16 protein-coding genes are annotated in these 12,590 nt (G+C 70.6%); 5 read left to right on the top strand and 11 right to left on the bottom strand.

Going from position 1 to position 12,590, the window contains the following annotated elements:
• The 3 genes from QH270_RS22435 to QH270_RS22445 all read right to left on the bottom strand — a co-directional run.
• A partial coding sequence (locus tag QH270_RS22435; protein WP_432420407.1) for a lipase family protein occupies positions 1 to 157 on the bottom strand: 157 nt, incomplete at its 3' end.
• Positions 139 to 1,041: a lipase family protein gene (locus QH270_RS22440; protein ID WP_432420406.1), complete on the bottom strand. Its 903-nt coding sequence runs from the start codon at positions 1,039 to 1,041 to the stop codon at positions 139 to 141. The genes QH270_RS22440 and QH270_RS22435, both read right to left, overlap by 19 nt.
• A complete protein-coding gene (locus QH270_RS22445) occupies positions 1,038 to 2,198 on the bottom strand; it encodes an esterase/lipase family protein (RefSeq protein WP_280345802.1) in 1,161 nt (386 codons plus the stop codon). The genes QH270_RS22440 and QH270_RS22445 overlap by 4 nt, the downstream gene beginning before the upstream one ends.
• 191 nt (positions 2,199 to 2,389) lie before the next feature.
• On the opposite strand from QH270_RS22445, the gene QH270_RS22450 reads away from it, so the two are divergent.
• On the top strand, positions 2,390 to 3,631 hold the full coding sequence (locus QH270_RS22450; protein WP_280345804.1) for a PucR family transcriptional regulator: 1,242 nt from the start codon (positions 2,390 to 2,392) through the stop codon (positions 3,629 to 3,631).
• Here QH270_RS22450 and QH270_RS22455 read toward each other — a convergent pair.
• On the bottom strand, positions 3,628 to 4,080 hold the full coding sequence (locus tag QH270_RS22455) for a MarR family winged helix-turn-helix transcriptional regulator (protein WP_280345806.1): 453 nt from the start codon (positions 4,078 to 4,080) through the stop codon (positions 3,628 to 3,630). The genes QH270_RS22450 and QH270_RS22455 overlap by 4 nt on opposite strands.
• A gap of 104 nt (positions 4,081 to 4,184) precedes the next feature.
• Here QH270_RS22455 and QH270_RS22460 point away from each other — a divergent pair, with 104 nt between their 5' ends.
• Together QH270_RS22460 and QH270_RS22465 are read left to right on the top strand one after the other, a co-directional pair.
• The gene (locus QH270_RS22460) at positions 4,185 to 4,937 is read left to right on the top strand and encodes a dioxygenase family protein (RefSeq protein WP_280345832.1); all 753 of its coding nucleotides are present in this window, start codon (positions 4,185 to 4,187) and stop codon (positions 4,935 to 4,937) included.
• Positions 4,938 to 4,961: 24 nt separating this feature from the next.
• Positions 4,962 to 5,462, top strand: coding sequence for a DoxX family protein (locus QH270_RS22465; protein ID WP_280345809.1), 501 nt, complete (start codon positions 4,962 to 4,964; stop codon positions 5,460 to 5,462).
• A 90-nt stretch (positions 5,463 to 5,552) separates the two neighbouring features.
• On the opposite strand, the gene QH270_RS22470 is transcribed toward QH270_RS22465, so the two are convergent.
• Positions 5,553 to 5,879 carry a transglycosylase family protein gene (locus QH270_RS22470; protein WP_110036257.1) on the bottom strand — a complete coding sequence of 109 codons (327 nt, stop codon included), beginning with the start codon at positions 5,877 to 5,879 and terminating at the stop codon, positions 5,553 to 5,555.
• Between the two features lie 417 nt (positions 5,880 to 6,296).
• Between QH270_RS22470 and QH270_RS22475 the strand changes: the two genes are divergently transcribed.
• On the top strand, positions 6,297 to 6,803 hold the full coding sequence (locus tag QH270_RS22475) for a DM13 domain-containing protein (RefSeq protein ID WP_280345811.1): 507 nt from the start codon (positions 6,297 to 6,299) through the stop codon (positions 6,801 to 6,803).
• Between the two features lie 8 nt (positions 6,804 to 6,811).
• Here the strand turns inward: QH270_RS22475 and QH270_RS22480 are convergent, their stop codons facing one another.
• The 3 genes from QH270_RS22480 to QH270_RS22490 all read right to left on the bottom strand — a co-directional run bounded on the left by QH270_RS22480 (position 6,812) and on the right by QH270_RS22490 (position 9,018).
• Positions 6,812 to 7,045: an anti-sigma factor family protein gene (locus QH270_RS22480; protein WP_280345813.1), complete on the bottom strand. Its 234-nt coding sequence runs from the start codon at positions 7,043 to 7,045 to the stop codon at positions 6,812 to 6,814.
• An 83-nt stretch (positions 7,046 to 7,128) separates the two neighbouring features.
• Complete coding sequence (locus tag QH270_RS22485; RefSeq protein ID WP_280345815.1) at positions 7,129 to 7,761, bottom strand: response regulator transcription factor; 633 nt, start codon at positions 7,759 to 7,761, stop codon at positions 7,129 to 7,131.
• Between the two features lie 87 nt (positions 7,762 to 7,848).
• Entirely contained in the window at positions 7,849 to 9,018 is a 1,170-nt protein-coding gene (locus tag QH270_RS22490) for a sensor histidine kinase (RefSeq protein WP_280345818.1), read from the bottom strand.
• Between the two features lie 89 nt (positions 9,019 to 9,107).
• On the opposite strand from QH270_RS22490, the gene QH270_RS22495 reads away from it, so the two are divergent.
• Positions 9,108 to 9,791, top strand: a complete 684-nt coding sequence (locus tag QH270_RS22495) for a GlcG/HbpS family heme-binding protein (protein WP_280345820.1) — start codon at positions 9,108 to 9,110, stop codon at positions 9,789 to 9,791.
• A gap of 67 nt (positions 9,792 to 9,858) precedes the next feature.
• On the opposite strand, the gene QH270_RS22500 is transcribed toward QH270_RS22495, so the two are convergent.
• The 3 genes from QH270_RS22500 to QH270_RS22510 form a co-directional block, all read right to left on the bottom strand.
• Positions 9,859 to 10,134, bottom strand: coding sequence for a hypothetical protein (locus tag QH270_RS22500; protein ID WP_280345823.1), 276 nt, complete (start codon positions 10,132 to 10,134; stop codon positions 9,859 to 9,861).
• A 168-nt stretch (positions 10,135 to 10,302) separates the two neighbouring features.
• Positions 10,303 to 11,259, bottom strand: a complete 957-nt coding sequence (locus tag QH270_RS22505; RefSeq protein ID WP_280345826.1) for a DNA polymerase domain-containing protein — start codon at positions 11,257 to 11,259, stop codon at positions 10,303 to 10,305.
• 54 nt (positions 11,260 to 11,313) lie between these two features.
• On the bottom strand, positions 11,314 to 12,264 hold the full coding sequence (locus tag QH270_RS22510; protein WP_280345829.1) for a hypothetical protein: 951 nt from the start codon (positions 12,262 to 12,264) through the stop codon (positions 11,314 to 11,316).
• Positions 12,265 to 12,590 lie beyond the last annotated feature (326 nt).

Raw genomic sequence — 12,590 nt, forward strand, 5'->3', positions numbered from 1 at the left:
CCGCGTCCAGGTCGGGATAGGCGCGGCGCAGACCGGCGACGAAGGCGGCGGGAAACCCGGCGAACCACCCACCGTTGAGCCGCACGAAGGCCGCGGCCGGATCCCCCACCGGCGCTCCGGCCACCCCCCCGACGAAGTTCAGCACCCGCGCCGACACCGCCGCCAGTTACCCCCCCCCCCCCCTCGCCACAGCCCCCCCCGCCCGGGGGGCGGGGCCCCCCCCCCCCCCCCCCCCCGGGCCCGGTAGCCCGTGTCCAGGTGATCGTCGAGGACCGCGTCCAGGTCGGGATAGGCGCGGCGCAGACCGGCGACGAAGGCGGCGGGAAACCCGGCGAACCACCCACCGTTGAGCCGCACGAAGGCCGCGGCCGGATCCCCGACCGGCGATCCGGCCACCGCCCCGACGATGTTCAGCTCCGGCGCGTACTCGGCCGCCAGTTCCGCCGCCCACGCCGTCGCCAGTCCCCCGCCCGAATACCCCCACAGCGCGACCGGATTCGCGGGGCCGAGGCCGAGCGGCGCGAAGCCCGACGCCGCCCTGATCCCGTCGAGCGCCCGGTATCCCGGCTCGCGCGCCGCGCCGAACCGGCCACCGAGGCCCTCGTGGTCGGGCACCGACACCGCCCAGCCCTGCCGCAGCGCCATCGCGATGATCGGCAATTCCAGCGGCGCGATCGAGCCCACCGTCCGCGCGCCGCGGCGCAGCGCGTAGGACGGAAAGCATTGGGGCGCCACGGCATCGATGGCGCACTGGAACGACACCAGCGGCCGGGACTCGAGCGGATCGGCGTCCCACGGCAGCAGCACCGTGGTGACCGAGACCTCCGGCTCACCATCCAGATCACAGGTGCGGTAGAGCAGCTGCCATGCGGAGATCCGCTGTGGCACGAGGCCGAACAGCGCGATCTCCACCGAGCGGGTGCGCACCACCGTGCCAGGGGCGAGCCCGGCGAGGTCGGGCGGGGCGAGGTAGAACGGGTCGTCGGGCGGGAGCAGCGGCGCGAGACTCCACTGCGTCAGCGCCGGGGCGGCGAGGGTCATAGGCTGCCGCCACCGCCGAAGAACCACGGGTTGAACGTGCACGCCACGGCGGAGCCGCCTTCCGGGTCGAGGGCGCGCAGCGCGAGCGAGGCCGCGCGCGGGGAGTACATCATGGTCAGGTGGTCGGAGACGTCCTGTTCACAGCCGTCCTGGAGGGTGATGTTGTCGACGGTCGCGTCGGGCCCGGCCCGCAGGAAGGTCAGGTCGAGTGGGTTCATCACCTCGTCGTAGCGGGAGCCGACGACGGTGTAGGCGACACCGGGCACGGTGTCGCCTCCGGCGTTGAGAGTGGCGTAGAACGGGGAGCCCACCGCCTGTTCGATATTGGCGACCCCGACGATCGGCCGGTAGAAGCCGAGGATGTCGATGCCCGCGTTGTTGATCAGCCTGCCCAGGGTGGCGATGCCCATCAGCGAGGTGCCGTGATGGGTGGCGCCGAAGGTGACCAGCTTGCCGACCTTGCCCTGTCCGCCCTCGAACTTGAGGTAGTGGTTGGCGATGGTGCCGCCCTGGGAGTGGCCGACGATGTCGACCTGCTCGGCGCCGGTCGCGGCGCGGACCCGGTCGACGAACGCGGCGACCTGGCGCGAGGAGTCGGCCATCGGGCCGACCCCGTGGCGGCCGGGCAGCACCGCGCCGAGCCCACCGCCCTCGAGCAGCCCGGACTTGCCGAAGTTCAGCGTGAACACACAGTGCCCGGCCTTCGCCAGGCGCGGGGAGAGATAGGAGAAGGTGTCGTAGGCGTTGAGCCAGGTGCCGTGCAGCAGCACGACCGGGCGCGGATGCTCGGCGGTGGGCTTGCAGGTCCAGCGGTTGGCGCCGGGCGGTGCGGCGTCGGGATGGAGCAGGCCGTAGGCGAAAGCCGGGAGGTAGGCCGACATCTCGGGCCCTTCGCCGACCGCGTCGGAGGACCGGCTGCCCGCCGAACCCGAGCTGCTGCCCGAGGCGCTGCCGGTGTCGGCGACCGCGGTGGGGCGGCGGCCGTCCGGCGTCGCGGTGACAGTCGCGTCGAGGTAGGCGGCCAGCGACTCGACGGTGGGTTCGAGCGTGGACTCCGCGACGGCGGGACCGCTGCCGAGGACCGACGCCGCGGACAGGCTCGCGGCGATGCCGAGGCCGCACAGGGCGCGGCGGAGAGGATGCGTCGTTGCAATCATGAATTCACTTCCGTAGAACCGCGTCGACGAGCGGTGGCTCGGACGCGCTCTGCGAATCTATGACCGGCGCCACAGTGCTGTCACTGCACCGTGGACCGAGAAAACGCGGGATCAGTTGGCGCGGGCGCCAAGTTCTGTCCGTTCTCGATGGGACCGGCCCACATCGCCCTGTTCTCGGACACAATCGGGTCATGCTCGCCGAACACCGCGTTTCCGCACCACCCGCGCTGACCACTCGCCTGCTGTCCCACTGGCCCCAGATCGCCGAACGCATGCTCGCCGACGGACTCGGCGCCACCGCGCCCGCGGACCTGCCGCCCGGCCACTTCACCGCGGAGGTGCTGCCCACCATCTACGCGTGTGGACGGGCGGTGCTGGAGGCGATCGCGGCCGACCGCGAATTCACCCAGGCCGAGGTCGCGGCCTTCGTCGCGCCGGTGGCCGAGCGGCACGCCGAGGACCGGCTGCCGCTGCCGATGCTGATGGGTGCCATCCACGGTTCGGCGCAGTCGGTGCTGGCCGAGGCGTTCGCACTGTCGGAACCCGACGAGTTCGCGGAGATGGGCCTGGTCGGCATGCGGCTGCTGGAGTTGTTGCGCCACATCAACATGACCGTCGTGGAGACCTACATCGAGGTCGAGCAGTCGATCTATCACGCCGAGCGCGAAGCCAGGCGGGAACTGTGTTCGGCCCTGGTGCGCGGGCTGCCCGCCGAGGAACTCGCCGCGCGCGCCGACACCGTCCTCGCCGAGCACTACACGGTGCTGGCGATCCATGTCAGCGAACCGGCGCGGACCGGCAGCGCCGCCAATCTGGTGACCCGGCGCCGGATCCGGGTGCTGCAACGCGCACTCGACGAACTCACCGGCACCACCACCCCGGCCACCTTCGACGGTGCGAGCGGAATCGCGTTGCTGAGTCACAGTTCCGAGGACGACGTCGTCGACGCGCGGCGCTTCGACGACCTCGCGACCCGCCTCGCGGAACACTTCGGCGTCCCGGTGTACCTGGCCGAATTCTCCTGCGTCGCACGCGAAACCATCCCCACCGCGGCGAAGGACGCGCTCGAGCTGACCGAGCTGGCGCGGCTGCGTGGGCGGCCGGGTGGCTGCTACCGCCTCGACGACCTGCTGCTCGAATACCAGCTCACCCGACCCGGCCCGGCACGAGAACGGTTGGCGCAGCGGGTGGTCCCGCTGCTCGGCAGTCCGCACCTGATCGAGGCACTGGAGGCGCACCTGCGCCACGGCGCCGACCGCAAGACGGCCTCGCGGCGAATTCACGTGCACCCCAACACGTTCACTTATCGGCTGCGGCGGATCGCCGAACTCACCGGGCTCGACCCGGCCGATCCGAAGGACTCGCGGATGCTGGCCGCGGCGCTCACCGTGCACCGGCTCGACTCGGCGGCCGGGCCGGACGACCAGGGCTAGCGCGTCAGCCGCTCGGCCACCGCGCCGAGGCCGTCGGCGATCGCGGCGCGCTGGGCCGGGTCGAGCACGTCGAGGAACACCCGGCGCACCACGTCGACGTGGCCGGGCGCGACGGCGGCGAGGCGGTCCCGGCCCGCGTCGGTCAGTACCGCGTTGACGCCGCGGACGTCGGCGTCGTCGTCGACCCGGCGCACCAGCCCGGCCCGCTCGAGCTTGCCGACCTGATAGGTGAGGCCGCTCTTGGAGGTGTAGAGGGCGGCGGCGAGGTCGGTCATCCGCATCGCCGAGCCGGGCGCTTCGGCGAGCCGGACCAGCACCTCGTACTGGGTGTGGCTGAGTCCTTCCTCCTTCAGGTGCTGGTCCACCGCGCGGTCGACCAGCGCGCCCGCGGCCAGGAACCCCATCCACGTCCGCATCTCCTCGGCATCGAGCCACCTCGGTTCTCCCATGCGCTGCACCCTAATCATCGCGGGTGGAATAGCCGCTCATCCGTTATCGTTCAAATTTGAACAACTACTGTTCACGCGAACCGAAGGAGCAGACCGTGACGACGATGCCGGTGCTCTACCTCTCCCACGGCGCCCCGCCGCTGATCGACCACGCCACCTGGCCCGCCGAACTGGCCGCCTGGGCGGCCGAGTTGCCACGGCCGCGCGCGATCCTGATCGTCTCCGCGCACTGGGAGTCCGCGCCGATCACCCTCGGTGCGACCAGCACCGTGCCGCTGGTCTACGACTTCTCCGGCTTCGCTCCCCACTACTACGAGCAGCGCTACCCCGCGCCCGGCGCGCCCGACCTGGCCGCCAGGGTGCGCGCCCTGCTCGGCGGTGCGGTCGCCGACGCCCCGGAACGCGGCCTCGACCACGGCGCGTACGTGCCGCTCAGCCAGATGTTCGCGGCCGCCGACATCCCGGTGCTGCAACTGTCGATCCCTACACTGGATCCGCAGGACCTGATGAAGTTCGGCCGCTCACTCGCCCCGCTGCGCGCCGAGGGCGTCCTCATCGTCGGCAGCGGGTTCTTCACCCACAACCTGCGTGCGATCACCGCCGACGACCACACCGTCCACTCGTTCACCGCCGAGTTCGACGACTGGGGCCGACAGGCGATCGACGACCGCGACGTCGACGCGCTGCTCGACTTCGAGCACACCGCCCCCGCGGCGCGGCTGGCCCACCCGCGCACCGAGCACTTCGCTCCCCTGTTCCTCACCCTCGGCGCGGGCGCCGATGACCTCGACTCCCTGCGCACCGTCATCGACGGCTACTGGTTCGGGATGGCACGACGCTCGGTTCAGATCGGCTGACCGGGACCAACGAAAGGAATCACCATGACGACTACGACGACGACCACCCCCACCGACGCGGGTCTGCTGGTCCTGCGCGTCGGCGTCGGCGCGACCATGGCCGCGCACGGCACGCAGAAACTGTTCGGCTGGTTCGACGGCGGCGGCCTCGACGGAACCGATCGCTTCTTCACCGCCAGCGGCTATCCGGCGGGCAAGTTCTTCCCCGTACTCGCCGCGCTGAGCGAGACCCTCGGCGGTATCGGACTCATCCTCGGACTGCTCACCCCCCTGGCCGCGGCGGCCGTCCTGGGCACCATGCTCAACGCGATCTCGGTGAAATGGGGCGGGTTCTTCGCGCCGAAGGGTATCGAATACGAGACGATTCTCGCGGTGGCCGCGGCGAGCCTGGCCCTCACCGGCGCAGGCGGTTTCGCGCTCGACCGCTTCATCCCCGGCCTCCGCGACTACAAGCTCGCCTACGGCATCGGCGCTATTGTCCTGGCCTTTGTCGCGGCCGGTGTGACGCTGCTCATCCGTAATTGAAAAGACAACGAAAAAACCCGCTATTCGACGTGTGCTTCGAATAGCGGGTTATTCGTTTCCCGACAAAGGAAAGTCTTACATCAGCGCGCTTTACAGGTAGGCGCTGCAGGTCGGCCAGGCGCCGGGACCCTGGGCCGCCAGCACGTTCTCGGCGACGCGGATCTGCTCCTCGCGGCTGGCGTTGTCGGCGGTGCCGGTGCCACCGTAGGCCTCCCAGGTGCTCTGCGAGAACTGCAGGCCGCCGTAGTAGCCGTTACCGGTGTTGATGTTCCAGTTGCCGCTGCTCTCGCACTGCGCCACGGCGTCCCAGTTGTTCGCGGAGGCGGTCGCGGTGGTCAGACCGGCCGGAACGGCGATCATCGCGCCGGCGACAGCGGCGAAACCGAGGGTACGGGTGAACTTGCGGTTGAAAGACATACGCTTTTCCTGCCTGCGCCCACCGGCACGGGAATCGAATCTTCCGCGTCCCTGCCCCTCAGGAATGTCGGGGATCCTCGAATCACGGGGCAGGCTTTCCGGTGTTCTGCGATTCGATTCGGCTCGGGTTGTTGTTCAAGCCGTGACCGAATGTAGCCGGAATGCCAGCCGAGATCACGTCATGATCACGAGCCGTTCTGTATCGACCATTGTCCAAAAGAACACTGTTCCGTGCAGGTCTGCCGTTATAAATCCGTAATGACATCGATGTCGTTACACCCTCGTGATGTGACCGGTATCACCGCGATATAGAGACCCCGGTCACGTTTCGTTCCCGGCAAATCCGGCAACCCGCGCCCGTGTAACGCCGCGGCGGGGTCGGGGAACGGTGCGTGCATGGCAGAGAAGGAGACAACCATGGCACCGCGTCGTACCCGCCGGATCGTGCTGAGCCTGCTCGCGATGGGGCTGGTGGCCGCCGTCGCGGTCGGGCTGTACCTGTTCCAGCCGTGGCGGCTGTTCACCACGACGACCGTCGACGAGGCCCCGGTCGCGACCGCCGTCGACGGCGGACCCGCGCCCCTGCTCGTGACCGGCCGATTCGTGTCGCACGAGCACGAGACGTCCGGTTCAGCGCAGATCCAGCGCACGCCCGAGGGCACCCTGGTGCTGCGGATCAGCGATCTGCGCACGTCCGACGGGCCCGCGTTGCGGGTGTGGCTGACCGATCAGCCGGTGATCGCCGACGACTGGCACAACTTCGACGACGGCGAGCACGTGGATCTGGGCGCGCTCAAGGGCAACGAGGGCAATCAGAACTACGAACTGCCCGCCGGCACGGATCTGTCGACGCTGAAGTCGGTGAGCATCTGGTGCGCGCGCTTCCACGTGTCCTTCGGCGCGGCCACCCTCACCCCGGCCTGACCGGGGTCTCAGTCGCGGTCGTGCCAGTCACGGAACGCGGTGAGCAGCGTGGCACGTGCCTGCCCGGAGAGCCGATCGGGGTCGAGGGCGCCCACGTCATCGATCGTCCGGCGGAATTGGTCGAGATAGATCTCGCAGCCCTCGCACACGGCGAGGTGGTCACGGAAGCGCCGCTCGGTCTCCGCGTCGAGGGCGCCGTCGAGGAACCGGGTGACCAGCTCGACGAATTCGTCGCAGTCCATGCGCACAGCTCCTCTCGTTCGCTCGGCGAAGCATATCCGTGACGTCCTACAGAGCCCGGCGACCGCCGAATCGTTACAGCCGGTCAGGCCAGCAGACGCCGCTCGGTCGCCACCGCCACCGCGGCGGCCCTGGTGTCGACGCCGAGCTTGTCGTAGATGCGGCCGAGGTGCGTCTTCACCGTCGCCTCGCTGATGTGCAGGGCCTTGGCGATCTCGCGGTTGCCCAGGCCCTGGGCCAGCTGGCCGAGGATGTCGCGTTCCCTGGCGGTGAGCGTCGGGCCGGGATTGCGCATCTTGGCCATCACCTTGGCCGCGACCGGCGCCGACAGCGTGGTCTGCCCGCTCGCGGCGGCGTGGATCGCGGCGAACAGTTCCTCGGGGCGCTCGGCCTTGAGCAGGTAGCCGGTGGCGCCCGCCTCGATGGCCCTGGTGATGTCGGCGTCGGTGTCGTAGGTGGTGAGGACGAGGACGTGCGGCGCCGGGGCGGGCTGGGCGGTGATCCGCCGGGTCGCCTCGACACCGTCCATGTCCGCGCCGAGTTGCAGATCCATCAGCACCACATCCGGGCGCAGGCTCGCGGCGAGCGCGACCGCGGCCGGACCGTCGGCGGCCTCCCCGATCACCTCGATATCAGGCGCGCTCGACAGCAGCGCCCGCAGTCCGGCGCGGACGACGGCGTGATCGTCGCAGATCAACAGGCGCACGGGGGGATTCACAAGTGCCGATGCTAGCGCGGCGGGTGCCCACGGCTCGCCGTCGCCGCCCGGCGACCCCACCGCGGGCTCGGGTCGGTCCGCGCCCGGTCAGCCCGCGACCAGCGGGATCGCGACGGACAGGACGGTGCCGTCACCCGGGGCCGATTCGATCGCCCAGGTACCGCCGAGCTGACCGACCCGCGCGCGGATGGCCCGCAGCCCGTGTCCGCGATGTTCGGCCGGGTCGGCCAGGTCATCGGGGTCGAAGCCACGACCGTCGTCGGCGACGTCGAGCACGATCTGGTCATCGAGGCTGGTCAGCGTGATGGTCGCGGTCGAGGCGGCCGCGTGCTCGCGCACATTGGCCAGGGCGCCCTGCGCGATGCGCAGCAGGGTGGCCTCGACCCGCTGCGGCAGCGGGCCCGGTGTGCCTTCGATATGACAGCGCACCGTCAAGGCGTCGGTGGTCTCCCGCTCGGCCAACGCACTCAGCGCGGCGGCCAGCGAACCGCCCGCCGCGAGGTCGGCGGGCGCCAGGTCGTGGACGAACCGGCGAGCCTCGGCCAGATCGCGCTCGGCGATCGTGGCGGCTGAGCGCAGATGGGTGTGCGCGAGATCGGGATCGCTGTCCCACACCAGGTCGGCGGCCTGCAGCAGCATCCGCTGACTCGACAATCCCTGGGCGAGGGTGTCGTGGATTTCCATGGCCAGGCGCTGACGTTCGGCCAGTGTCCCTTCCCGGCGTTCGGTGGCGGCCAGTTCCCGCCGGGTCCGGACGAGGTCGTCGATGAGCGCGGCCTGGCGCTCGGCCTGGCGGCGCATGCCGACGAACAGGGCCGTCGTCACCGCGGCCACCGCGGGTGGGGCGAGCACCAGGTTCGGGTCGAGCCAGCCGGCGATGCGGACCTGGCTCGTCACCACCAGCGCGGTGAGCACGACGACCATGATCACCGCGACCCGCTCCGACAGAATCCGCAGACCGGTGTACACCAGCGGCACCGCGCACCAGGCGAAACTCGGAGCCAGGACCACCAGCACCGACCAGGTGAGCACCAGCGACGCGAACCACACCAGGCGCCCCGACTGCCGCAACTCGCTCAGCGCGTACAGCACCGCGATCGTCACGGACAGGATGACGATCATCGGCGTCGACCTGGTCTCGCTGTGCCGGATCAGCCAGCGCATCAGCGACGCGGCGAGCAGCACGTAGAAGGCACTGTGCACGATGACCGCGAGCAGGCGCGTGTCGTCGCGCTCCTGTCCGGCCGGCTGTGCCATCGCCGCTCCCCTCGTGTCGTCGCGATCTGGGCGAACTTCCATTCTCGCCCCCGGCCGCCGGGTCGGGGTCATCCGATCGGTTGACCCGGGTGTCGACCGATCCGGCCGCGGAGTACAGCCACTACGCCGATCCGCCGCGCCCGCCGGACGAACAGGATGGATATCAACAGGCCACGGCGACCGCCGGACCGGCCGAGATCCACACAGGAGCAGCCATGAGCAAGTCCACCACCCGCAACCGCCTCATCATCGCCGGCGCGACCGCCGGTGTCGTCGCCGCCGGTGTGGTCGGTGTCGTGACCGTGCAGGCCCAGGACCAGGATCCGGCCACCCGCACCCCCGTCGTGGCCAACGCCGCCGACGCCAACCTGACCCAGTCGACCCACCTGTCGATCGCGGCCGCCACCAAGGCCGCGCAGACCGCGCTCGACGCGGCGGCCAAGGAGAACCAGCGGGTGAGCGTCGCGGTCGTCGACCGCAACGGCAATGTCATCGTCACCCTGCGCGGCGACGGCGCGGGCCCGCAGTCCTACGACGCCGCCCAGCAGAAGGCCTTCACCGCCGTCTCCTGGAACGCGCCGACCACCGAGCTGGCCAAGCGCCTCGAGTCCGCCCCCCACCTCGCCGACATCGACGGCACCCTCTTCCTCGGCGGCGGCGCCCCGGTCAAGGCGAACAACGCCCCGATCGCGGGCATCGGCGTGGCGGGCGCCCCCAGCGGCGACCTGGACGAGAAGTTCGCCCAGGCCGGCGTGGCCGCCCTCGGCAAGTAACCCCTGGAACGACGCCGAGCCACCGGGAAGATCTGCTCCCGGTGGCTCGGTGGTGTGTCAGCCCGGATTACTTCCAGGGCAGGCAGCCCGCGGCGCGCAGGCGGGTCGCGAGGCCGGTGTCGACGCTGCTGCTCGATCCGGACGCGGAGCCGGTCGTGGCGCCGGTGAACGCGGCGGCGAGTTCGCCACCGAGCCCGGCGCCGATGGAGCACCCGAGCACATTGAGGTCGATGGTGATGACCTCGTTCGGCTCGGCGGGGTTGTCGGCGGCGGCTGGTCCGGCGAGGCAGGCGAGGGCGGCGGCGACGCCGACCGCGACGGCACCGACTGTGACAGAACGCATGTTTCTCCTGGCGATTGATTCGACGAGGTTCCGGCGCCGATCAGCCGTGGACGACCGTCGGCACCGCGGCAGTGCGGCCCGACCGATCACAGCGGGGCAACTCCCCTGACCTGACTACCCACCCGCCCCGGTGTCGAAAACCCGAACGTTCGCCCTGCCGGGAGGCGGCTATTTCGGCTCGCGGCGGGCCCGCGCACGGCGTTTGCCCTCGTGCATCGCCTGCACCCGGGCCACCGGAATGGTGTGCCCTTCCTCGACCAGGTCGGTGGGAAGCTGTTGTGGTTCAGGCATTTCCGACTGCCAGGGGTCGTCCGCTCCGAGGATTTCCTGGACGGTGCGCAGGGTGAAGTCGGCCGGTGTCACGTCGTCCAGGTCGGTCCAGCGCAGCGGAAACGACACCGTGACGCCCGGACGGATCCGCGGACTGTAGGCCGCGGCAACGGTGGCACCGCCCGCCCGAGTGGCGTCGAGGAAGACCTTGCCGTGCCGGTCCTCCCGGATGAACGCCGTGGTCCCCACCGTCGGGTCGATCCGCTCGGCCCGCGCCGCGACCGCCCGCGTCGCCGCGGCCGCGTCCTCCACATCGACCCCCGGCGCGAGCGGAACGAACACGTGCAGCCCCTTGGAACCGCTCGTCTTCACCGCGCCGGCCAGACCGTCCGCCGCCAGGGCAGCCCGGATCAGCCGCGCCCCCGCGACCGCGTCGGCGAAGGTCTGACCGGGTGAGGGATCGAGATCGAGCACCAGATGGGTGGGTTCGGGCGCGGAATCTGCGAGGAACAGGGTCGGGTGGTATTCGACCGCGCGCTGATTGCCGAACCAGATCAGCGTGCGCAGGTCGTCACCCAGCGCGTAGGTGATCTCGCGCCGCGAACTCTCCGCCCACACGGTCGTCCGCGCCACCCACTCCGGCGTGTACTTGGGCAGATTCTTCTGCATGAACGGTTCCTGCCCCGGCCGCACCCGCACCACCGACAGCGGCCGACCGCGGAGCACCCGCAGCAACCGTTCCCCGGCGAACTCCAGGTAGTCGATCAAGTCCCGCTTGGTCGCCTCAGCTCCGTCGAACAACGGCTGATCGAGATTGGACAGTTCGACCCCGTGACGCAGCTCGCCTCCAGCCATCGCTCTACAGTCCCCGGCCACCGCCCCGGCGTCAACCATCTGACGCGCGGACGGTCAGTAGTACGGCCCCATCGGCGGCAGGTCACGAAGTGGATCGTGAAGCGGAGCGGGGGCGGGCGGTGGCGTCCGCGCTCGGTCGGCGAGCGCGGGCAGCCCGATCGCCACCGTGACGATCAGGGCCGCGAGGACGAAGTTCACGAAGCCACCGATCTGCAGCGTGAGTTCCAGCCCCGTGCTGAACCAGCTCAGCAACCACAACTTCAGCGCGGCGACCGCGACCGTCAGCAGGACGGTCACGAACGGCACCGTCAGTTCGAGACTCATCATGAGGAACAGCCCGACGAGGACGACGAGCGTGAGCAGCTGCCGCGCGAACGGACCCTGCTCCAGCCGGACACCGTCGAGCACGGCCACCGCGAGGCCGAAGCCACCCAGCGCGAGCCCGTACGCCACCAGCAACCGCACCGCCCGCCTGCCTCGGCTGCGCCCGACCGACAAGTCGAGCAGCGATTCCGCGGTCCCGGAGATCGCGGCGATCACCAGCGCCGCGACGAGAGTCGGCCACAGACCCGAAAGCAGCACCGGCACACCGGCCTTCGCACCGAGCCAGGCGGCCGCCCACAGCGCCGCGGGCAGCACGACCACGGTGACCACGACGCGCACGACCATCCCCGCGACACCGAGCCACATCGCCCGCCGCGCCGGAGCGAAGAACTCCCGGTCCGAGGCGTAGAGAGCGGGCTCCGCCGCCATCGCCCGCATGTTCCGGTCCCCCGCGCCGCGCAGCCACCGGTCGACCGGCATCGGCACCACCGTCGTCGCCATGATCAGTACGGCGGCGATCCCGGCGACCGCGAGCGCCTGCCCGCCCGCCGAACCGTGCAGCCGGAAGTCCGGCACCAGCAGCACAGCGACCCACACCCCGGCCACCACAGCGAGGAACCGGCGCGCCCAGTGCCAGCCGAGCGCCGCACGGGCCCGGCGGTCCGACTCGTTTCCCCGCATGAGGCCTCCCCCGAGGATCAGGAATCACTCATGAATACCACGGGCGGAGAGACCTTTTCGGCGCTTTCGGGGTCACTACCGACGCACGCCGCGGATCGCCTTCGCGGGCATCGGCACAGCGCCGGTACTCGGTGGCCGCCGCGGTCACCGAGTACCGGGGGGGCGGCCGGGGGGCGCCCCCCCCACCAGCGGGCGAGCATCTTCGACGCCGTGGTGCCAGAACTTTGCGGTCGGGTCCAAATCGCCGGATGCGGTGACCGTGATCTTCCTCGGCTGAGCGGGGAGCCCCTTCGCGACTCTAACGGCCTGACGGGACTCGCTTTTGA

The sequence above is a fragment of the Nocardia neocaledoniensis genome, from assembly GCF_029868625.1.
GTDB classification, from domain to species: Bacteria; Actinomycetota; Actinomycetes; order Mycobacteriales; family Mycobacteriaceae; genus Nocardia; species Nocardia neocaledoniensis_A.

Coding starts and splice junctions, on each gene's coding strand:
- QH270_RS22455 (WP_280345806.1), bottom strand. CDS start 4,080: ATGGGAGAACCGAGGTGGCTCGATGCCGAGGAGATGCGGACGTGGATG.
- QH270_RS22440 (WP_432420406.1), bottom strand. CDS start 1,041: ATGACCCTCGCCGCCCCGGCGCTGACGCAGTGGAGTCTCGCGCCGCTG.
- QH270_RS22465 (WP_280345809.1), top strand. CDS start 4,962: ATGACGACTACGACGACGACCACCCCCACCGACGCGGGTCTGCTGGTC.
- QH270_RS22510 (WP_280345829.1), bottom strand. CDS start 12,264: ATGCGGGGAAACGAGTCGGACCGCCGGGCCCGTGCGGCGCTCGGCTGG.
- QH270_RS22505 (WP_280345826.1), bottom strand. CDS start 11,259: ATGGCTGGAGGCGAGCTGCGTCACGGGGTCGAACTGTCCAATCTCGAT.
- QH270_RS22500 (WP_280345823.1), bottom strand. CDS start 10,134: ATGCGTTCTGTCACAGTCGGTGCCGTCGCGGTCGGCGTCGCCGCCGCC.
- QH270_RS22450 (WP_280345804.1), top strand. CDS start 2,390: ATGCTCGCCGAACACCGCGTTTCCGCACCACCCGCGCTGACCACTCGC.
- QH270_RS22470 (WP_110036257.1), bottom strand. CDS start 5,879: ATGTCTTTCAACCGCAAGTTCACCCGTACCCTCGGTTTCGCCGCTGTC.
- QH270_RS22490 (WP_280345818.1), bottom strand. CDS start 9,018: ATGGCACAGCCGGCCGGACAGGAGCGCGACGACACGCGCCTGCTCGCG.
- QH270_RS22460 (WP_280345832.1), top strand. CDS start 4,185: ATGCCGGTGCTCTACCTCTCCCACGGCGCCCCGCCGCTGATCGACCAC.
- QH270_RS22445 (WP_280345802.1), bottom strand. CDS start 2,198: ATGATTGCAACGACGCATCCTCTCCGCCGCGCCCTGTGCGGCCTCGGC.
- QH270_RS22475 (WP_280345811.1), top strand. CDS start 6,297: ATGGCACCGCGTCGTACCCGCCGGATCGTGCTGAGCCTGCTCGCGATG.
- QH270_RS22480 (WP_280345813.1), bottom strand. CDS start 7,045: ATGGACTGCGACGAATTCGTCGAGCTGGTCACCCGGTTCCTCGACGGC.